Genomic DNA, 18,834 nt, shown 5'->3' on the forward strand with positions numbered 1-18,834 from the left:
TGTATTGCAATGAATTAGGTGTTATTTTGTTGATTATTCAGCGCCCGCAGGCGCCCGCACACATCCATCCAATTTCCTGTCGGGACCACCAAATCCGAACTTCTAAAACTGCTTATATGCACTCTCCGGACGCCTGTCCGTATTTATCCTGTCCGGGTGCCCGGACGCTGCCGCTGCAGCCGGCCTCCCGGCCGTTGGCGTGATGGCGCTCCACCGCGTTTCTTCCCTGATACACATATACCCTCAATTTTCAACCAAACAGACTTATGCGAATTCTTCTTCTTGCCCTCGGCCTCTGCCTTTGCGGCGCGCTGCAGGCCCAGGATTTCTACGGTGGAAAGTACCGCCGGAAGGGCTACACCCACTACGGCAACACCTACACCCTGTACGATTTTTCCCGCGAGGGCACGAACATGAAGGCGAAGTACTTCGCCCAGAACGCCTACAGCCAGTTCAATGCCTGGAAGAGCGGAAAGCAGATCCTCCTCATTACCGCGGGCGCCTTCTCCGACAAGTGGACGTCGGACGCCGTGCCGGTGGGCCTCTGCGTCGACAACGGCTCCATCGTGAACCGCAGCCCCCACTCCGATATGGACGGCATGGTGATCGTGTACAACGGCGGCTCCCAACAGGGCGGCGTGGCCGTGGTCGACATGGACTACAAGAACGTGACGGTGCAGGACCCGGTAGGGTCGAGCAACTCGGTGTCGTATGCGCCGCGCTCTTCGGCGAGCGACCGCGTCAACTTCCTCAACTGGGGGGAGAAGAACGGCGTGACGCTGTTCCAGACGCAGCTCGTGTACTCCTCCGACCGCAGCAGCAACTTTGGCAATCCCACCTTTGGCGCCAAGCGTGAGCGCCGCTTCCTGTCGATCTGCCGCAAGGGCGGGGTGGTGCACCACGTGGTGGTGGACGCGCCCGACGCGCTCGAGCTGAACCTCGCGGCCAGCCGAACGAAGGAAGTGCTCGAGCACGACGGCTTCTCGGTGCTGTACATCCTCAACCTGGATACCGGCTGCAAGAACCTGCTCTTTGCCCACAACGGCTCCTCGCTCGAGGACGTCAGCCCGAAGACGTCCTGCACGCCGGCCCCTTCGCTCGAGAACGCCACGAACCTGATCGTATACTACGTCGACTAAAGCGTCCGGCCCGGGTGCCACGCGCTTCCGGGCCAGGGCGTTCTGTACCACCACCAATCAACCCACAGGTATGATGCATCAATGCACGATTTCCCGTTTTGCCCTGCGGCTGTTCGGATTGCCGCTCCTGGCCCTGCTGGCGCTCGGCTCCAGCTGTAGCGCGCAGGGGAAGCCGGAGAAGAAGAAGGAGCGGAGACATGTCATTGCTCAAAAAGGCGAGTCTCTTAAAGACATCAGCGAGATTGAAGAGATTGAATTAGGCCTCTTGCGACAATACAACCCAGCTCTGAAGGGCGCGCTCCATGCCAATGATACGGTATTCCTGGAGCCTCCTTTGGAAGGCACGCATGCCGAGCAGCCGAAGACGGACCAATCTGAAACGCCATTGAAGGAGCCGGTTGGTACCAATAAGCTGTTCAGCCGTGTCACTTTTTATGGAAAGCGATATTTCCATTGTGAGATCGACCCGGATAAATACCGGATCGAGTCGTTCAACAAAAGGGACAGCGACCAGAATCCGCACACGTTCGCTTCACTGCGCCAGGTGCGGCAGAAGGATCTCCTGTTTGCAGTGAACGGCGGCATGTTCGAACCGGACCTTAGCCCTGTGGGCCTATTTGTCTCCAACGGGCAGACGTCCAAGCAGGTGAACAACCGAAAAGAAGGAACCGGCAACTATTACGAGATACAGCCCAACGGCATCTTCCTGATCGACACCAAGGATAAGGCCCAGGTCATCACAGGCGACAGCTATCAGGAGGGCCGCAAACTAAAAGTAGCGACTCAATCGGGACCCATGCTGGTGGTCAACGGCAAGATCAACGACAATTTCCGTAAAGGGTCGCCTAACTTGAAAATCCGTAATGGAGTAGGTGTAAATAAAGAAGGAAATGTCATCTTCCTTGTCTCGGAAGCACCTGTAAACTTCTACGAGTTAGCAGAATTATTTCAAAAACTCGAGTGTAATAATGCGCTTTATCTCGATGGCGTAGTGAGCCAATACTATGCTCCCGAAATCCGCCCTGAACCACTGCAGTCACAGCAACTGGGTGTCTTCATCACGGTAAGCCGTAAAGAGTCTCAGAAAGAAACGCGCGAGTACATCCAGCCCGCTAACGACGAAGCGAAGCCGGAGGCGCCGAAGAAAGCTACTACCGAGCCCGCAAAGCCGGCTACAGAGCAGCCGAAGGGCGGGCAGCCGAAGACATCGCCTGCACAGCCGGGCGCCACGAACCCTCCCGCAGACACGAAGGCCGTACCGGCAAAAGCGGGTGCAAACGTGCCTGCCGGAAAGACCGATCCGAAAGTACCGGCTGCCAAAACGACCCCGAAAGGCAATCCTGCTAAGGCCGATCTGAAAGCCGCGCCCGCCAAGGGAGCGACACCGCAGAAGCCCGCGGCCGTTATGCCTAAAAAGGATACCGCCAAGCGCTCCGTAAAGCTCTGACCAAACGGCACCGAACTTCGGGTGCCGGCCTAATCCCATCGATATGTACCGTCCCTTACTACTGCTGCTCCTTCTTTGTACCGCCTGCGCCCGCAAAGGGCCCGTGCCATCGGCCGGCGACCCCGTAAAGCACCTCGAGGCGCTTTCGATCGACGCCATCGACACTATGCACTTTGCGCCCGCACCTGCGGCCGACTACGTGCGCATGACCGATTACGCGCTCCGCCTCAAGGCGGATACGGCCCGCAACGAGCAGTCGGTAAAAGGAGAGGTGCTGCTCACGGCACTGGCGGCGCACCTCCGCTCCGAGCTCGACAGCGGCCGCCTCGACCCGGTAGACGCGCAGGTGACGGCCCTCATCGGCACCTATCATCAGAACCAGTTCTTCATCTACCAGCCGCGCCCGTCCGACTTCATCAAGCTGGCCCACTACGCCTGCAATGGCGACTATGCGTATATCCACAGCCGCATGGTGCACCGCTGGTATTTCTGGCCACTCGTAGCCGGCGCCGCGGCCCTGCTGGCCTTCTATGCCGCCACCTTCTACCCCTTCTCCGGTTGGCGCAAGCGGAAGCGCACACGGCTCCTGCTCTCCTATGTGCTGGTGATGACCGTACTCCTGGCCATTCTCTTTAAATCCACCTGTCATAAGTATGTTACGCAGCACACTTTTTACGGTATTCGCCTGTAGCGTGCTGTGGGCCAACGGGCAGGACAAGACCTACCGCGTGCCCTTCTACGAGAACAGGGCTAACGTACTGGAGATCGACATCCGGATCAACGGTACGGAGGCGCGCTTCATCTTCGACCCGGGCGCCACGATGCTCTCCTTCGGACAGCGTTTCTACAACGAGCTGGTCAACGGCATGCAGCTCAGCGACGCCGACATCAAGTACCGCACCAAGACGAAGCTGGCCGACGGATCGCTCGCCGACGTGGCGGTGGTACGTATTAAAAGCTTCCGGATCGGCGATTACGAGCTGCGCGACGCGGAGGCGATGGTGCTGAGCAACCAGCAGGCGCCGCTGCTTCTCGGCCAGAGCATCATACGGCGCTTCTCCGAGGTTACGATCGACCGCAACCGGCGGCAGATCGTGCTGAAGGAAACGGCAAACACCCTCCTGCCCATCCCGAAGCTCCGCCTCATTCCCTGCTCCGCCGATGCCGCCGCCGAGACGGCCCGCCTCCTGAAGTCGGTCAGCGGCTCGATCGTAGAAATACAGGACATCAGCCAGGAGCCGAAGGTGCCGCCGGCCAACGCGCTGAAGCGGATCTACAATAAAATCACCGTCCGCTATTTTGACGGTTCCGACGCCGCGGCTGCCAAGGCCCTCGGCGAGCGCTTCGCGGAGCTGGGTTACAAGCCGGGCCAGATCACGCTCGAAGACATGACCCCGTACTTCAACAGTGCCCTCCCCGGCTATTTTGAAATCTGGATAAACAACTGATATGAACGCTAGAAACTCCTTTTTGCTGGTCGTACTCTGCTCGCTGCTTACGCTGACGACGCGCGCCCAGGACCCGCACCCGATCAGCGGCATCAACATGCTCAAGGATTCGCGCTGGCCGAGCCGCCCCGACGGGCGCACCGTGATCGAGGTGAGCTGGGAGAATCCCACCTCCTCCGACGCGCAGCAGCGTGCGTGGGTACGCGACGCCATTACGAACAGCTGGGGTAAAGTGGCCAACATCAACTTCACCGGCTGGGGTGCGGCCACTGCCTCCTCGGAAGGCATCCGCATCCGGATCGACCCCACGGGCCACCCGCATACGAAGGGCCTCGGCACCATGCTCGACGGGAAGCCGGACGGCATGGTACTCAACTTCGATTTCCTCGGCGATTTCAAATGCCGGATCTCCAAAGAGGATTGCATCAAATTCATCGCGGTGCACGAGTTCGGCCATGCCCTCGGCCTCGCCCACGAGCATAACCGCGCCGACTGCCTCTGCAACGAAGACCCGCAGGGCTCCGACGGTGACTTTTACGTAACGCCCTGCGACCTCGCTTCGGTGATGAACTATTGCAACCCCAAGTGGTCGAACCACGGACGCCTCAGCCCCAACGACGTAGTGGGGATCCAGGTGATCTACGGAAAGCCGGGTGGCAGCGCCCCCGCCGTGACCGAGCTCAAGGAGATCCGCTTCATCCCCTGCACGATGGACGTGACCGACAAGGCCAATACGCTCAGGCAGCTCATGAGCAAATCCTCCGCCATCCGCGCCGCCTCCTTCACAATGGAAACGAAGCCGGTGCCCACGAAGGTGGCCGACAAGTTTTCGGTGCCGGTGACGATCCGCTACTTCGCCGACAACGACGAGGCAAAGGCCAACGGGCTGAAGAAGCTGCTGGTGGCCGAGGGCTACGACGACGACGCGATCAACGTGGAGAACATGGTGGCCGTGATGGGCAGCACCATCCCCGACTACATCGAGGTGTGGACCAAGACCGACCCCGTGCCCACGCGTACGAAGTTCGATGAGATCCGCCTCATCCCCTGTACCGCAGCCGACCGCGAGATCGTGCGCCTCGTGCGCAAGGTGATCGACGCTACGCCCGAATACGAAGTCAAGGCTTTTTCCGAGGAGAAGAATGCCGTGCCCCAGCGCGCTGCCGACCGCCTGCCGGCGCCCCTGACCATCCGCTTCTTCCATCCCGACGACGAAGGCAAGGCTTATGGCATGAAGAAGCTGCTTGCCCTTTACGGCTATCCCATCGACGACATCGCCGTGGAGAACATGGTGCCGCGCATGAGCAAGGTATACCCGAGCTATCTCGAAATCTGGCACAAATAAAGTCCCACGCATGAAACTACTGATCGCCGGACTGGCGCTGCTGGCCGCGGGTCCCTTCCGTTGCACGCAGAAGGAAGCCCTCCGTTCCATCGATAAGGTGAGCCTCTCGCTGCACCAGTATCCCACGCGCGACGTGCTTCGGTACGAGGTCGACAGCAGCGGCATCGCCGTGCATCTCGCCAACAGCGGTACGGGCTTCGACAGCGTGCTCTACACGAAGGCGGCCAGCGCGGCCCTCGGGCAGAGCCGTCAGGGCATGTTCCGCTTCAGGGAGGTACGCTATGCCAACAAGTGCCTGGAAGACGGGCAGGTGATGACGCTTGCCTATCATGCCGGGGATTCGACCGTGCGGCGCGTGCGCTTCCAGAACTATTACCACGACGACCTGCAACAACTCGTTCAATTCATCAACACCCAGGTCGATTCCACCTACCGGATCGGCTATAACAAAGACGCGCTGCTCCGCGGGATGGAAGCCTGCGATAAGTAGCGCCGCAAGCAGCAATACAATACCGATATGCGTTTCCTACTGACCCTGCTTCTTTCGTTTGGTTTTGTTGCCGGCCTGTCGGCACAGGAGCTTTATTTCGACGGCCACTTCCGGAAGAAGAGCTACATGAACAACAACCACCGCTACGTGCTGTTCGATTTCAAGATCGGCGACGGCCGGGTGAAGACGAAGTTCTTCGCGCAGAACGCTTATGCCCGCTACCAGGAATGGAAAAAGAACAGGGAGGTGCTGCTGGTGACCGTCGGGGCCTTCTCCGATTCCTGGGAGATGGACGCCCGCCCCGTAGGCATGTGCATTGATGAGGGTACCGTCGTCAGCCGTGTCGCCGACCCGCGGATGGACGGCATTGTGCTGATGTACCCGACCGGTGAGACCACCATCGCCGACCTCGGTGCCCGCAGCGTCTATATCCGTACCGACGCCGGGAAAGAGGTATTGTCGCCACGCGAATCTTCCGTCGACCGCGTGCGCCTCCTCGACTGGGCCGAGAAGAACAGGGTGACGCTGTTCCAGACGCAGCTGCTCTTCTCCTCGTTCCGCCCGGCCGCGAAACCCGACCTGAACTACGGCGAGAAGCGCGAGCGGCGCTTCCTGGCCCTGTGTACGAAGGGGGGATCCGAGCACCAGGTGGTGGTGGACGCGCCTTCCGACCTGACGCTCAACCTCTCCGCCGCCTATGCCAAAGAGATCCTCGAGCACGACGGGTTCAGGGTGAGCTTCCTGCTCAATATGGAAACGGGTGGCCGCAACATCCTGCATGCCTATAATGGCGCCTACCTGCAGGACCTGCAGCCCAACGCGAGCAATGCAGAGGCCCGCATCGAGCGAAGCACCAACCTGCTCGTATTTTATATCGATTGATCGTTGAGGAATTCCCGGACGCGATCCCGTATATCTACGAGCGTAGCGCCTCCTGCGCGGATCTCGCGCACCGAAGTGGCGCCGGCCGATTTCGACAGCTTGCTGCCATCTTCACCGGGCACCAGCCCGTGATGTACGAACGTGCAATCTGAAAATGCATCCAGGCCCAGCACCCGCGACAGGTACAATTGTGCCAGGGTCGAATCCCAGAGGTCGGCGCCGCGCACCACGAGGTCTACCCCATAGTACACATCATCAACCAGCGAGCTTAGCTGGTAGGCGGGCAGCCCGTCCTTTTTCCGTACCATGAAATGCCGTACCGATGGAGGGAGCCCGGGCACTTCCCGGACACCGGTGAGCGACTGCACCCGCAGTGGCGCCGCTGTGGACGTATCGAGCCGCCAGGCTGCGCCGGGTGTATCGAGCGGGAGATTTTTATGCAGGCAGGTGCCAGGATAGGTGCCGTCGGCGCTGGACTTCAGGATGTCGGCCCGCGAGCAGGTACAGGCAAACACCACGCCCTGTTCCCGCAGCTGCTGCAGCGCGGCAAGATATTGCGGCAGCCGGTGCCGCTGCGACCAGGCCTGCTCGAAATCCAAGGCATCGCGCGGCCCTTCCTGCCAGTCTATTTCCAGGAAGCGCAGGGTATCGAAGACATCCTGCAGGTAGGCGGGACGCACCCGCTCGCGGTCCATATCGTCGATCCGGAGCAGGAGGCGCGCACCGGTGCGGCGCGCGAGGGCCGCCGTGAGGAGGAAGGAAGCCGCATTGCCCAGGTGCAGAAAGCCGCTGGGTGTTGGTGCGATGCGGGTGCGGGTAAAGGACGATGGAGCGGCCAAGGAAGCTTGTTTAGGGATGCAAAATAGCGCGGAGCGTTCAGCTCAGGAGCCCTGCGCCGCGATCCACTCGTACAGGCGCCAGGCGTCGTCCTTTTTGAACAGCTGGCTGCCCGGGTTCATGGTGGCGGCAGTGCCGCAGGCCACGCCGAAGCGCACGGCCGTCAGCAGGGGCTCGCCGCGCTGCAGCATATACGTAATGCCGGCGATCATGCTGTCGCCTGCTCCTACGGTACTTTGCTTGCGCACCACGGGCGCCGGAACCCGGTAGGTCGCTTCTTTGCTGATGGCGAGGGCGCCGGCCGGGCCCATCGACACGATCAGTACCGGGCAGCGACCGCTGCCGATCACCTCGCGCGCGGCCGCCTCCACGTCTTGTAGTTCTACGTATTCGCGGCCGGCCAGCGCGCTCAGCTCAGAGAGGTTGGGCTTCAGCAGGAAGACGCCTTCCTCCAGCGCGCGTTGCAGCGGCGCGCCTGATGTGTCGACGATAAAGCGGGCCCCGAGGCGGCGGCAGTGTGCCGACAGGCGGCCGAAGAGGTCCTCGGGTGCGCCGGGGGGCAGCGATCCGGAGGCGATCACCCAGGTGGGTTGCGGGGCGAGCGCTGCCAGCGCGGCAAACAGGGCTTCGATCTCGGCCTCCGAAAGTGCGCCACCCGGCAGGATAAAACGGTACTGCCCGTTAGTGGCCGCCTCGTTCACGGTGAAGCTCTCCCGGGTATCACCGGAGACCGGCACCGCCACGTGGCGGATGCCGCGGTCGCGGAGCAGCCGTTCCAGCACCTGCCCGTTAGGGCCCCCGGCCGGGAACAGCGCCGTGCTTTCCGCCCCGAGCTCGTGCAACGCCTTGCTGATGTTGATGCCGCCGCCGCCTGCTTCCAGGGTGGGGGGCGAGCAGCGCAGCTTTTTCTCGGGGATGAGCCGGTCTGCGGTGGTGGTCTTGTCGACGGCCGGGTTAAAGGTGAGGGTGACGATCATACAACGTGTTTGGCCCAAGTTAAGGGCAAAGCATTTAGGCGGCAGCTGGGGGCTTGCCCGCGCCGGCCGAAAAGCGTTGTTAATCTTTTCTACCGGTTTAACAAGCTCTTGCCGCGGAAAAGGAGGTGCTGCCACCGTGGGGTCGTGCTATACCGCTTTGGGAGCGGGTTCCGGCTACCTGCCGTTCCGGCGTATTAACATTTCCTTAGCCGTCAGGCAGGCAGCATTCCTGCCGTTCCGGGTAAGCTTTCCGAATAGCATATTGTTTGCTATTAAAGGAGCATGAAAACGAACAAGATCCTGATCATTTCCAACAACGACGCGGTAGCGCTCAGTGCCTGGGCGGTTGCCGACGCCTGGGAAGCCGTGTTTGCGGGCAGCGATGAGCAGGCCCTCGAACTGGCTCAGCAGCAGCCTTTCGGGGCCATCGTGGTAGACGGCACCGACGGCAGCCTGAACCCGCTGAAGCTGCGTGCCCTCCTGCCGATTCTCCAGCCCGACGTGGCGGTGTTCCATTATGCCGGGGAAGGCACCGATACGCTGCGCACCCGCGTGAAGGACCACTTCGTGCGCCTGCGCTACGAGCGCATCCGCCGCTTTCTCGTCCTCGACGACAGCCGCGGCGCGAGCTGGTCGCAACTGCCGCAGTTCTCTGCCAATTAAGGGCAGCTGCCCACTCATTACGATTAAAACAACAGAAGGAGCCGTTTATGAAGCAAAAAGAAGTAGCACCGGTGATCCCTACCAGCGAACTGTTCCTGGGCGCGGAGAAAGCCCCGGTGCGCCTCATACTGTTTGGGGATTATGAAAGCGCCGCAAGCGGGGCGGCCCATGACGTCGTTCGGGCGCTCGTGGAGCAGCAGCCTGCGGAGCTGCGCTACCAGTACCGCCATTTCCCGCTCACGCGCCTGCACCAGAAAGCGCACAAGGCCGCAGAGGCTGCCATCGGCGCTGCGCAGGAAGGCAAGTTCTGGGAGATGCACGAGCTGCTCTTCCAGCACCGCCTCACGCTGGGCACCATCAGCCTGAAGTCCTATGCCCGCGAGGTGGGCGTCAAGGACAAGCACTACCTCGACCGGCTGCTCAACAGCGACTGGGGCTGGTATGTGCAGGACGACCTGCGCGAGGGGCTCTCGATGGGCGTATCCGACATCCCGGCCCTGTTCATCAACGGCGTCCGGTTCACCAAAGAGATCACTGCACGCAACCTGAAAGCGGCCGTGGAAGAAGCACGCGCAGCAAGCAGCACGAAGCCACAGAAAAGCAGCAAGCGGGCCTGAGTGCCGCTGTGTTCATACCGATGCCGGACCGTAGAAATGCGGTCCGGCATTTTTTATTGCCTGCGGAGGAGCTCCCGGAGCGCTTCGAGCTCGGCATCCCGGCCGGCGCGCAGGTCGGCAATACGCAGCGGCACGGGCACGTCGGGTTGCACGCCCACGTCGGCGCCGTTGCCGCAGGCCGTGCGGTACATCGCCGCCGGGATCACGATCTTCAGCTTCGTAGCGGGCAGCGTGTATTCGAGAATCTCTCCGGTCAGGTCGAGCCGCTCGCCGGTAGGCTGCCCGATGATAGTGCCGAGCCCGCCGCATTTTACGGCCAGGGCCGTCATGTGCGCGGAGGAGTAGGTGACCGTGCTCGTGAGCAGGTAGAAGCGTGAGGGTACAAAGAGCGTTGTATCCGGTAGCGGCGCCGGCGCCTCCGACGCAAAAGCGGGCGAGTGCAGGTATTGCCCGGACCGGTTGTAGGTCTGCTCATTGTTGCGGATGGAGGCGCGCATCCAGTGCTGCTCGGGAAGCGCGGTTACGAGGGGTCCGAGGCGCCAGCTCTTGCTCCGCACCACGCTGTAGGGCGTGCGGGAGAGGTGGGCGATGAAGTAGGCGCCGATGGCCGAATTGCCGCCGCCGTTCCGGCGCAGGTCAAGGGCTACGTGCCGGATACCTTCGGTGCGGATGACGCGGAAGCAGGAGTCGATAAAGGCCTTTGTTTTCTGTACCTCCTTGTACGCGTTGATGGTCACTACGGCAAGACTCAGGTCGGGTTGGAGCTGCATCGAGCAGTTGACGCCCTTGTGAAACAGTCCGGCCAGCATCGCCTCGCGCGACACCCCGGGCACAACCACCGTGTTCTTTTTTGATCCCTGCTGCACGAGGAGGCGCGTGTCGTTGCCCCAGCCATACATGAGCCACAGCACATAGCCGAAGAGGCGTTCTACGGATACGCGCGCATACTCGGGTCCATCGGCCGGCCAGCCGTCGATGAGCTCTTTGGCGATGCTGCCGGCGGGGCGCCCGTTGATGTGCAGCAGCTCGTCGCCGGGATAAAGGGTGCGGGTACCGGCAAGCGTATCGCGGCTGTAGACACGTCCGTTGATGATGCGGACACGCAGCGGGAAGTAACGTCCGCCCGACGCCTCGTAGCGCGCAAGCTCCGGACTGTCGAAGTCGACATCCAGGAAGGTATGGCCGTCGCGGAAACGCGCGATGAAGGGCATGATGAGGCGATACAGGCTGGTCCGGCGCTGCGGCGTGGTGACCCCGGCGCGGAGTGCCGCGAAGGCGGCGTCGGCATCCGGTTTCGGCCAGTGGGCGTAGAGGTCGGGATGATTCTCCCGCAGGGCGCTGTAGAGGGAATCGAGGTCGCTCCGGACCTCCTCGGCGGTGAACAGGGGAGCAGCGGTGCTGTCGGTCTGGGCGAGGGCGGCCGTGCCGGTAAGCAAGGCGAGCAGCAGGAGCCAGGGCTTCATGTGATCGTGGGTTTGCTGCAAGGTAGCGGGCCCGGGAGCGAAGCGGCAGGGCAGGTTGTATGGATTGCCGGTGCCGTTGTCTGAGTCGTGTGGCTCAGTCGTCGTTGCTGCGGGCAACGAAATCCTGCAGTGTCTCCTCGTTCCGCTCGATGGCATCGTGAAAGGCTGCTTCCGACTTGCTTACATGGGCCGGCAACTGCATCGGCAGGATCTTCCATTCCCCGCTGCCGTTGCGGCGCATCCGGAATACCGTGGGCTGAAAGCCCGCGTCGAAATGCACATGATACGTGAGCGCAAGCTCCGGGTGGTAGATCCTTTTGAACTGGTAGCGGACGAAGTCGACGACCAGGGTGAACTCTTCTTTCATGCAGCAGGGGTTGGTGCCACAAAGGTAAACCAGGCGCCCGGCCTCCCCTATAGTGGAACTACCAGGGGTTTATACGAAGGTGTGCTCATAAGTTGTTTCAGGAAGTTGGGCCGTTGTTGAAGTAAAGTTCCACATCGCCACCCACGGGGTGGCCGGTGCAGGTCAGGGTGAGGCCTTCGGCCAGGTCGGCTGGCGTCAGCACTTCGTTGTGGGCCAGCCACACGGTGCCTTTCGTGCAGCGGGCGGCGCAGGCGCCGCAGCGGCCAGTGGCGCAACTATACGGAAGGACGATGCCCTGGCGGAGCGCCGCGTTCAGGATGGTGTCGGGATAGCGCACCGTGACTTCGTGCCGGGTACCGTATAAATACAAGCGTGCCGTATATGTACCGGTGTCGGGTGGAACAGCGCGGGCGGGGAGCGTACGGTCGGCGATGAAATCCTCGCGGCGGATATGCGCCGGTGGCACGCCGCGCTCGCGGAGCAGGAAGCTGCAGAAGCGCAGGTACGACTCCGGACCGCAGGTATAGAAAAGGGTCCGCGCAAGGTCGCCGCCATCGGCGCGGAGCAGCCCGAGCAAGCGGTCGCGGGTGAGGCGCGCGCGGCTCAGGTCGGGGTCGGTGCTGAACAGCTCGTGGAGCACGAAGCGTTGCGGGAAGGCTGCCTGCAGGGCCTTTAGCCCTTCACGAAAGACCGACACGGAAGGGTCGTGCGTGCTGTAGACCAGCACCGCCGCCGCGGGAGTACCGTAGAGCACCGTGCGGAGCAGCGACCAGACGGGCGTGATGCCGCTGCCCGCGGCCAGGAAAAAGAAGCGGGGTACGGCGGACGGGTCTTCGGGTAGGCAGAAGAGCCCCGAAGCGCCGGTACATGGCAACACGTCGCCGACCCGCAGCTCGTCGTGCAGGTACCGCGAGAAGGTGCCGTTGGCGATCCGCTGCACGCCGATGGAGAGGGCATCGCCGAGCAGCGGCGACGAGGTGATGGAGTAGGAGCGGCGCAGGTCGGCACTGCCGAAGCGCCGCACGAGCGTCAGGAACTGTCCGGCCTTGTAGGCGATGCCGTGGCCGGGGGCGAAGCGGATGCTGCGGAATCCCGGTACTTCGTCCACGATGCTGTCGACGCGGAGCGGTATGAGCGGTGCTTCGGCCATGCGGCTAAAGATAGGGCAGGGGCGCCGCCGTTATCTTTGCCGCTTTCTGCTTATGATCTCCTACAACCCCAAGGACTGGATCCGCTTCATATTCGACCTGCACCGCTCCGACACGCTCGTGCGCCTGCTGCCGCTCCTGACCGGCACGGGCCTTTATGCCGCCGGCATCGTCTGGTGCCTGCAGCACTGGGTGGCCGATCCCGCCAACAGCCCCCTGCGCCAGCTCTCCGTGCTGCACGGTCTCCTAGGCTTCGCCATCTCGATCCTCGTGGTATTCCGTACCAATACGGCCTACGACCGCTGGTGGGAGGGCCGCCGGCAGTGGGGCGCCCTCGTCAACAACAGCCGCAACTTCGCCATCAAGCTCAACGCGATGCTGCCGGGCGACGACGACCGCAACCGCACCTTCTTCAAGCAGCTGCTGCCGCGCTTCGCCCATGAGCTCATGATCCACCTGCAGTCGGAGGAAACGCGCTACAGCCTCGACGAGCAGCCGCACCCCGAGATCCCCGACTTCGACCGGCGCAAGCACGTGCCCAACCAGGTAGCTTCGTTGCTGGCCTCGCGCCTTGCCGCCCTGCACCGCCAAGGCACGCTTTCCGACACGCAGCTGCTGCTGCTCAACGGCGAGCTGTCGTCGCTCCTCGACATCTGTGGCGCCTGCGAGCGGATCAAGAACACGCCGATCCCGTATTCCTACAGTGCCTTCATCAAGAAGTTCATCTTCTTCTATGTGCTGAGCCTGCCCGTGGGCTATGGCCTCGGCCTGCAGTACTGGATCGTGCCGGTGACGCTCTTCGTGCTCTACGTGCTGGCGTCGCTGGAGCTTATTGCCGAAGAGATCGAAGACCCGTTCGGCAAGGATACCAATGACCTGCCGATGGGCCGGCTGGTGGATACGATCCGCAGGAATGTACAGGAGACACTGGCGTAGGATCCCAGATTTTTGATCTCAGATGTGTGATCTGGGATCTGTGATCTGTGATCTGGGATTTCAGATTTTGGATTTCAGATTTATTGCTGACGCACGACGGGAGATTTCAGATCTCAGATTTTGGATTTCAGATCTCGGGTGTCGGAGGAACAGGACCGGGTCAGGAGGAAAAGACCGCACAGGAACGACCCCTTACCAATAAACCGATAGACAAATAAACCAATAAACCGGAGCGCAGCGACCCTACCCGTTCCGGCGGAGCAGCAGCACCATTCCCAGGGTGAAGCCCAAGATGGCCGCCAGGGTGAGGGCCAGGTATAAGATGCGCAGGCGGCGTTGCTTGCGGGACGGCATAGTCGGTTGGTAAGTGATGAAGATACGCATTCCGCCCGTTTGCTGCCCGATCGCCGTATCTTCGGGACACCAAAACAAGCGCTCATGAACTTCCTCGGCAACCTGGTCTGGCTCGTCTTCGGCGGCCTCCTCTGCGCCCTCGGCTACGTGCTCGGCGGACTGGTGCTCTGCCTCACCATCATCGGGATCCCCTTCGGCCTGCAATGCTTCAAGGTTGCCGGCATCGTGCTGATGCCCTTCGGGCAGCGCGTAGTGCCGGCGCCCGGCGGCGACGGGCCGCTGCACCTGCTGGGCAACATCTTGTGGATGCTGTGCGGCGGCATCTGGACCGCCCTCAGCCACATCCTGTTCGGGGTGCTGTTGTGCCTCACCATCATCGGGATTCCCTTCGGGCGCCAGCACTTCAAGCTGGTGGCGCTTTCGCTGATGCCCTTTGGCCGCACCGTGGTGCCGGCCTGATTCCTCCACCTGTCAAACACCTCCCCCCTGATGAGAGCCTTCTGCCTGTGCGTACTGCTGCTGTGTGTATACGGCGCTGTGGCCCAGCCGGTGCGTACCGGCCCGGCTCCCGGCTGGATCACGACCAGACCCCTCAACCTGTCCGACCGCACCCTCGACGACGATGCCGAAGACGGCTACGTGGACCTCTGCTTCGAGCGGCAGGTGCACCTCGGCGAGGGCAGTACCTTCATCCGCACGGCAAGGCGCGTACTTACCGATGCCGGCGTGCAGAACGCCGCCGAGGTCTCGGTCGACTACGATCCGCTCTATGAGCAGCTCCGGTTCCACAGCGTGCGCATCCTCCGCGGCAGCACCGTGCTCGACCGCCTCGACGCGCGCCGCTTCCGGATCATCCAGCAGGAGAAGGAGCGGAGCATGCACCTGTACAACGGCGAGCTCACGGCATTGCTTGCCCTCGACGATGTGCGCCAGGGGGACGTGATCGAGTACAGCTACACCCTCACCGGCCGCAACCCCGTGTTCGGCGGACGCTATGCCGGCAACTTCGACACCCGCTTCACCGTGCCGGTATACGCGCTCTGTTACAAGCTGGTGGTGCCGGCGGGCCGTAGTATTACGGTACGCAACTGGAAGACCGACCTGCAGCCCCTGGTGCGTGATGCCGGTGGCGCCCGCACCTACGAGTGGCGCCAGGAGCGCGTGCCCCTGCTGGAGGTACCGGCGCAGCTGCCCACCTGGTACGACCCCTACCCGATGATCATGGTGAGCGAGTGGCGCAGCTGGAAGGAAGTCAACGACTGGGCACTCGGCCTCTTTCCGCAGCAGGGTCCGCTTCCGGCATCGCTCGCCGCGCTCGCAGGCGGGTGGCGCCGGAAATACCCGACCACGGAAGCGCAGGTAGCGGCCGCCCTTCGCTTCGTGCAGGACGAGGTGCGCTACCTCGGCATCGAGATGGGCGTCAACTCGCACAAGCCCAACGACCCCGAGCGCATCCTGCGCCAGCGCTTCGGCGACTGCAAAGACAAATCCTACCTGTTCTGCACCCTGATGCGCGCCCTCGGCGTGCCCGCGAGCCCCGTGCTGCTGCATACCGACTACAAGAAGGGCGTACGCAACTGGCTCCCCACGCCCACCGGCTTCGATCACTGCACCGTGCAGGTACGCCTCAACGGCCGCAGCTACTACTTCGACCCCACCAGCACCTACCAGCGCGGCTCCCTCGACGACATCTCCTTCCCCGACTACCAGTGCGGCCTCGTGGTGGCGCCAGGCAACGGGGAGCTGACCGACATCCCGCTGCAGGACAAGGCCCGCATCGATGTGCACGAGCGCTTCGTGTTCCCCGACATGAGCGGAACAGGACGGCTCGAAGTCACCACCACCTACCGGGGCAGCGCGGCCGACGCGCTCCGCGCCGACTTCGGGAACACCCGCCGTGCCGACAAGCAGAAGCAATACCAGGAATACTACGCAGCTTACTTCGACAAGGTGCGCTCTGACAGCATCAAGTACACCGACCACGAGTCGGGCAACCGCTTCGTGGTGCAGGAGTATTACACGCTCCGTGGCGCCTGGACCGGGAAGGAGGGCCGCAAAAAGCTGGAGCTGAGCGCCTTCGTGATCGGGGGCATGTTCAAGAAGCCGGCTGACGACGACCGCAGCGCACCGCTGTCGCTCGTGTTCCCGGCGCATTACCGCGAGGAGATCGAGCTGGAGCTGCCCGAGGATTGGGGCGACTATCATGCCGACGACGACTTCTCCGGCCCGGGATACCGCTACACGTTCAAAGCAAGGGGCAAGGGACAGCACGTAGTGCTCACCTACGACTTCCGGTCCGAGCGCGATCATGTGCTGTCCGGTGAGCTCGATGCGTTCCGCACGGCCTACGCGGCCATGAGCGAGCGCGCCGGGTACTCGCTCACTTATGGCTATGGCGGCGATGCCGCGGAGCGCAGCGCCGATGCTGCACGGAAGGTGTATCGGCCCATTACGCGGCAGGAGCTCCTGAACTCGGCCTACGTGCTGCTCGGGGTCGCTGTGCTGATCACCTACCTGGTGCGCCGGAACCGCCGCCGGCGGTAGCAGATGGTGCCGGTTTACCAAATTATTCACACCGGCACGGTGTATTTTCGGGGTGCCGGTACGTTAATACAGGAACCGTCATGAAAAACCCGTTATTGCTCCTCCTCGTTCTATCCGCGCCCGCCTTTGTGCAGGCGCAGGCACCCGCTTCGGGTTCCCGCATCACGCCGCCGGAAGCGGTGGCAGCGCTTCATTTTCATAATAAGATCCGCGCCGAAGTGGGCGCCCCGGGGCTGCAGTGGTCCGCCGATTTGTCGGGTTACGCCCAGAAGTGGGCCGATCACCTGGCGGCGGAAGGCTGCGCGTTGAAGCACCGCCCGATGAGTGGCGAGTGGGCGCAGCAACACGGCGAGAACATCTTCTGGGGCAGCGGCCGCTACTTCGACGCCACCGAGGCATCGCAAAGTTGGTACAGCGAAAAGAAGGACTTCCGCTACGGGCCCATCACCGAAAGCAACTATTCGCGTGTGGGGCATTACACCCAGATGGTCTGGAAGGCCAGTACCCACCTCGGCATGGGCGCTGCGCAATGCCGGAACGGCTCCTGGATCATCGTGGCCAACTACAGCCCGCGCGGCAACTACATCGGCGTCAAGCCGTATTGAATATCGAATAATGGATGTTGAATAATGAATGTTGAACCGGATCGTTCGGAACAAGGAATACTGAAAGTCCCGCAGCCGCGGACTTTCTTTTCCGGCGCTGACCCCAACCCTCAAAACCTCCAACCCCCCCAAAACCTTTCTCTCATTACCCCATTACCCCATTATCCCATTATCCCATTACCCCATCAGCACATTACCCCATTCGCGCTTATCTTCCCGGTCAAATCTGCGTTTATGGGAAAGGGTCGGCTTGAGGCCTTCAGCGACGGTGTACTGGCCATCATCATCACCATCATGGTGCTCGAGCTCAAGGTGCCGCATGGAAGCGAGCTGTCGGACCTCCGGCCGCTGCTCCCCGTGTTCGCAGGTTACCTGTTAAGCTTTGTCTACATCGGCATCTACTGGAACAATCACCATCACCTCCTGCAGGCCGCCCACCACATCAGCGGGCGCGTGCTCTGGGCCAATATGCACCTGCTGTTCTGGCTGTCGCTGGTGCCTTTTGTAACGGCGTGGATGGGCGAGCACCCCGGGAGCCAGGCGCCGGTGATCGTATATGGCGTCGTGCTCCTCGGGGCGGGCCTGGCCTACCACTGGCTGACGACGGCCCTCATCGGGGTGCACGAGAAGGGTTCCACGCTGGAGCAGGCCATCGGCCGCGACGGCAAGGGCTGGCTTTCGCTGCTGCTGTACGTAGCGGGCATCGGTGCGTCCTTCCTGAACGTGTGGTTGAGTGTGCTGCTGTATACGGCGGTGGCGGTCCTGTGGTTCGTGCCGGATACCCGGATTGAGGGCCGGCTGGGGAAGGGAGGATGAGGCAGTGTCCGGTGCGTTTGATGATACTTGTTGTTCAAACTCGTTCTATGCGTATTGTGTGCTTGTTTTTGCTGCTCGCTTCCGTGTCTGTTGCCGGCGCACAGGGCACCGGGTCAGCCATCAGCTTCCCGGAAGCGCAGGCTGCCCTGTTGATGCACAACGCTGCCCGGCAGGAGGTGGGCGTACCTCCGTTGCACTGGTCGGACAAGCTGGCGGCAGTAGCACAGTCGTGGGCGGTGCACCTTGCCTGCAATGGATGCCGGATGCGGCACCGGCCCGACACCGGTGCCCAGGCCGTTCCCTACGGCGAGAACCTGTTCTGGGGGCCGGGCGCGCAATTCGACGCCGCCTCTGCATCGCGGGCCTGGTATGGCGAGATCAACAAGTTCACCTACGGTGTGCTCACGGCTGCCAACTGGTACGGGGCCGGTCATTATACACAGATGATCTGGAGGCACACAACACAGGTGGGCATGGGTGCCGCACGCTGTCCCGACGGCTCCTGGATCATCGTGGCCAACTACGACCCCGCAGGCAATTACCTCGGGCAGGCGCCGTATTGATCGCGATCCGGATACGGACAGAATAGCCCAATCCAACACACACATACACCAATTCACTAATGTTTTCTTGCTGTCCCGACCGGTTTTTCGTTTCTTTGGACCCGGCGGAATCGTGCCCGGAAAGTCCCTCCAAGCGGCTCTTTTACCGCGTCCAACCAATGCTTATGAGACCTCGCGCAGCCCTCTGAAAGGG

Annotated in this window: 20 protein-coding genes; 15 read left to right on the forward strand and 5 right to left on the reverse strand. The window is 62.1% G+C overall.

Features of this window, described 5'->3' with window-relative positions; genetic code table 11:
* The first annotated feature begins 266 nt into the window (after positions 1-266).
* The 7 genes from ABD937_RS01555 (at position 267) to ABD937_RS01585 (ending at position 6,751) form a co-directional block, all read left to right on the forward strand.
* Positions 267-1,139 carry a hypothetical protein gene (locus ABD937_RS01555; RefSeq protein WP_345252846.1) on the forward strand — a complete coding sequence of 291 codons (873 nt, stop codon included), beginning with the start codon at positions 267-269 and terminating at the stop codon, positions 1,137-1,139.
* Positions 1,140-1,209: 70 nt separating this feature from the next.
* Positions 1,210-2,586: a phosphodiester glycosidase family protein gene (locus tag ABD937_RS01560; RefSeq protein WP_345252847.1), complete on the forward strand. Its 1,377-nt coding sequence runs from the start codon at positions 1,210-1,212 to the stop codon at positions 2,584-2,586.
* Positions 2,587-2,629: 43 nt separating this feature from the next.
* Positions 2,630-3,277 (forward strand): hypothetical protein, encoded by a 648-nt coding sequence (locus ABD937_RS01565; protein WP_345252848.1) that lies wholly within the window; start codon positions 2,630-2,632, stop codon positions 3,275-3,277.
* Entirely contained in the window at positions 3,240-4,034 is a 795-nt protein-coding gene (locus ABD937_RS01570; RefSeq protein WP_345252849.1) for a retropepsin-like aspartic protease family protein, read from the forward strand. The genes ABD937_RS01565 and ABD937_RS01570 overlap by 38 nt, the downstream gene beginning before the upstream one ends.
* A 1-nt stretch (position 4,035) precedes the next feature.
* Positions 4,036-5,379, forward strand: a complete 1,344-nt coding sequence (locus ABD937_RS01575; protein WP_345252850.1) for a zinc metalloprotease — start codon at positions 4,036-4,038, stop codon at positions 5,377-5,379.
* A gap of 10 nt (positions 5,380-5,389) precedes the next feature.
* Entirely contained in the window at positions 5,390-5,869 is a 480-nt protein-coding gene (locus ABD937_RS01580; protein ID WP_345252851.1) for a hypothetical protein, read from the forward strand.
* A gap of 27 nt (positions 5,870-5,896) precedes the next feature.
* The gene (locus tag ABD937_RS01585; protein ID WP_345252852.1) at positions 5,897-6,751 is read left to right on the forward strand and encodes a hypothetical protein; all 855 of its coding nucleotides are present in this window, start codon (positions 5,897-5,899) and stop codon (positions 6,749-6,751) included.
* Here ABD937_RS01585 and ABD937_RS01590 read toward each other — a convergent pair.
* Positions 6,739-7,590: a glutamate--tRNA ligase family protein gene (locus ABD937_RS01590; RefSeq protein WP_345252854.1), complete on the reverse strand. Its 852-nt coding sequence runs from the start codon at positions 7,588-7,590 to the stop codon at positions 6,739-6,741. The genes ABD937_RS01585 and ABD937_RS01590 overlap by 13 nt on opposite strands.
* A gap of 42 nt (positions 7,591-7,632) precedes the next feature.
* Positions 7,633-8,565, reverse strand: a complete 933-nt coding sequence (locus tag ABD937_RS01595) for a 1-phosphofructokinase family hexose kinase (protein WP_345252856.1) — start codon at positions 8,563-8,565, stop codon at positions 7,633-7,635.
* 282 nt (positions 8,566-8,847) lie between these two features.
* Between ABD937_RS01595 and ABD937_RS01600 the strand changes: the two genes are divergently transcribed.
* Entirely contained in the window at positions 8,848-9,228 is a 381-nt protein-coding gene (locus ABD937_RS01600) for a response regulator (protein ID WP_345252858.1), read from the forward strand.
* Positions 9,229-9,275: 47 nt separating this feature from the next.
* On the forward strand, positions 9,276-9,845 hold the full coding sequence (locus ABD937_RS01605; protein WP_345252860.1) for a DsbA family protein: 570 nt from the start codon (positions 9,276-9,278) through the stop codon (positions 9,843-9,845).
* Positions 9,846-9,898: 53 nt separating this feature from the next.
* On the opposite strand, the gene ABD937_RS01610 is transcribed toward ABD937_RS01605, so the two are convergent.
* The 3 genes from ABD937_RS01610 to ABD937_RS01620 form a co-directional block, all read right to left on the reverse strand.
* Positions 9,899-11,308, reverse strand: coding sequence for a S41 family peptidase (locus ABD937_RS01610; protein ID WP_345252861.1), 1,410 nt, complete (start codon positions 11,306-11,308; stop codon positions 9,899-9,901).
* A 94-nt stretch (positions 11,309-11,402) separates the two neighbouring features.
* On the reverse strand, positions 11,403-11,675 hold the full coding sequence (locus ABD937_RS01615; RefSeq protein ID WP_345252862.1) for a hypothetical protein: 273 nt from the start codon (positions 11,673-11,675) through the stop codon (positions 11,403-11,405).
* 97 nt (positions 11,676-11,772) lie between these two features.
* Positions 11,773-12,825 (reverse strand): 2Fe-2S iron-sulfur cluster-binding protein, encoded by a 1,053-nt coding sequence (locus ABD937_RS01620; protein ID WP_345252864.1) that lies wholly within the window; start codon positions 12,823-12,825, stop codon positions 11,773-11,775.
* A 52-nt stretch (positions 12,826-12,877) separates the two neighbouring features.
* Here ABD937_RS01620 and ABD937_RS01625 point away from each other — a divergent pair, with 52 nt between their 5' ends.
* The 6 genes from ABD937_RS01625 (at position 12,878) to ABD937_RS01650 (ending at position 18,641) form a co-directional block, all read left to right on the forward strand.
* On the forward strand, positions 12,878-13,759 hold the full coding sequence (locus ABD937_RS01625) for a bestrophin family protein (RefSeq protein WP_345252866.1): 882 nt from the start codon (positions 12,878-12,880) through the stop codon (positions 13,757-13,759).
* Between the two features lie 438 nt (positions 13,760-14,197).
* Positions 14,198-14,572 (forward strand): YccF domain-containing protein, encoded by a 375-nt coding sequence (locus ABD937_RS01630; RefSeq protein WP_345252867.1) that lies wholly within the window; start codon positions 14,198-14,200, stop codon positions 14,570-14,572.
* Between the two features lie 30 nt (positions 14,573-14,602).
* On the forward strand, positions 14,603-16,657 hold the full coding sequence (locus ABD937_RS01635) for a DUF3857 domain-containing transglutaminase family protein (RefSeq protein ID WP_345252868.1): 2,055 nt from the start codon (positions 14,603-14,605) through the stop codon (positions 16,655-16,657).
* An 80-nt stretch (positions 16,658-16,737) separates the two neighbouring features.
* Positions 16,738-17,262 carry a CAP family protein gene (locus ABD937_RS01640; protein ID WP_345252869.1) on the forward strand — a complete coding sequence of 175 codons (525 nt, stop codon included), beginning with the start codon at positions 16,738-16,740 and terminating at the stop codon, positions 17,260-17,262.
* A 234-nt stretch (positions 17,263-17,496) separates the two neighbouring features.
* Positions 17,497-18,078 carry a TMEM175 family protein gene (locus tag ABD937_RS01645; RefSeq protein ID WP_345252871.1) on the forward strand — a complete coding sequence of 194 codons (582 nt, stop codon included), beginning with the start codon at positions 17,497-17,499 and terminating at the stop codon, positions 18,076-18,078.
* Positions 18,079-18,125: 47 nt separating this feature from the next.
* Positions 18,126-18,641 (forward strand): CAP domain-containing protein, encoded by a 516-nt coding sequence (locus ABD937_RS01650; protein ID WP_345252873.1) that lies wholly within the window; start codon positions 18,126-18,128, stop codon positions 18,639-18,641.
* Positions 18,642-18,834: the final 193 nt, after the last annotated feature.

Source organism: Flaviaestuariibacter amylovorans (genome assembly GCF_039541815.1).
Lineage (GTDB): Bacteria > Bacteroidota > Bacteroidia > Chitinophagales > Chitinophagaceae > Flavisolibacter > Flavisolibacter amylovorans.

Excerpts from the sequence above, each read along its gene's own strand:
- ABD937_RS01635 (WP_345252868.1), top strand. The coding sequence starts at position 14,603 with ATGAGAGCCTTCTGCCTGTGCGTACTGCTGCTGTGTGTATACGGCGCT.
- ABD937_RS01555 (WP_345252846.1), top strand. The coding sequence starts at position 267 with ATGCGAATTCTTCTTCTTGCCCTCGGCCTCTGCCTTTGCGGCGCGCTG.
- ABD937_RS01625 (WP_345252866.1), top strand. The coding sequence starts at position 12,878 with ATGATCTCCTACAACCCCAAGGACTGGATCCGCTTCATATTCGACCTG.
- ABD937_RS01585 (WP_345252852.1), top strand. The coding sequence starts at position 5,897 with ATGCGTTTCCTACTGACCCTGCTTCTTTCGTTTGGTTTTGTTGCCGGC.
- ABD937_RS01615 (WP_345252862.1), bottom strand. The coding sequence starts at position 11,675 with ATGAAAGAAGAGTTCACCCTGGTCGTCGACTTCGTCCGCTACCAGTTC.
- ABD937_RS01575 (WP_345252850.1), top strand. The coding sequence starts at position 4,036 with ATGAACGCTAGAAACTCCTTTTTGCTGGTCGTACTCTGCTCGCTGCTT.
- ABD937_RS01610 (WP_345252861.1), bottom strand. The coding sequence starts at position 11,308 with ATGAAGCCCTGGCTCCTGCTGCTCGCCTTGCTTACCGGCACGGCCGCC.
- ABD937_RS01640 (WP_345252869.1), top strand. The coding sequence starts at position 16,738 with ATGAAAAACCCGTTATTGCTCCTCCTCGTTCTATCCGCGCCCGCCTTT.
- ABD937_RS01605 (WP_345252860.1), top strand. The coding sequence starts at position 9,276 with ATGAAGCAAAAAGAAGTAGCACCGGTGATCCCTACCAGCGAACTGTTC.
- ABD937_RS01570 (WP_345252849.1), top strand. The coding sequence starts at position 3,240 with ATGTTACGCAGCACACTTTTTACGGTATTCGCCTGTAGCGTGCTGTGG.
- ABD937_RS01620 (WP_345252864.1), bottom strand. The coding sequence starts at position 12,825 with ATGGCCGAAGCACCGCTCATACCGCTCCGCGTCGACAGCATCGTGGAC.
- ABD937_RS01580 (WP_345252851.1), top strand. The coding sequence starts at position 5,390 with ATGAAACTACTGATCGCCGGACTGGCGCTGCTGGCCGCGGGTCCCTTC.
- ABD937_RS01595 (WP_345252856.1), bottom strand. The coding sequence starts at position 8,565 with ATGATCGTCACCCTCACCTTTAACCCGGCCGTCGACAAGACCACCACC.
- ABD937_RS01650 (WP_345252873.1), top strand. The coding sequence starts at position 18,126 with ATGCGTATTGTGTGCTTGTTTTTGCTGCTCGCTTCCGTGTCTGTTGCC.
- ABD937_RS01565 (WP_345252848.1), top strand. The coding sequence starts at position 2,630 with ATGTACCGTCCCTTACTACTGCTGCTCCTTCTTTGTACCGCCTGCGCC.
- ABD937_RS01560 (WP_345252847.1), top strand. The coding sequence starts at position 1,210 with ATGATGCATCAATGCACGATTTCCCGTTTTGCCCTGCGGCTGTTCGGA.
- ABD937_RS01630 (WP_345252867.1), top strand. The coding sequence starts at position 14,198 with ATGAACTTCCTCGGCAACCTGGTCTGGCTCGTCTTCGGCGGCCTCCTC.
- ABD937_RS01600 (WP_345252858.1), top strand. The coding sequence starts at position 8,848 with ATGAAAACGAACAAGATCCTGATCATTTCCAACAACGACGCGGTAGCG.
- ABD937_RS01645 (WP_345252871.1), top strand. The coding sequence starts at position 17,497 with ATGGGAAAGGGTCGGCTTGAGGCCTTCAGCGACGGTGTACTGGCCATC.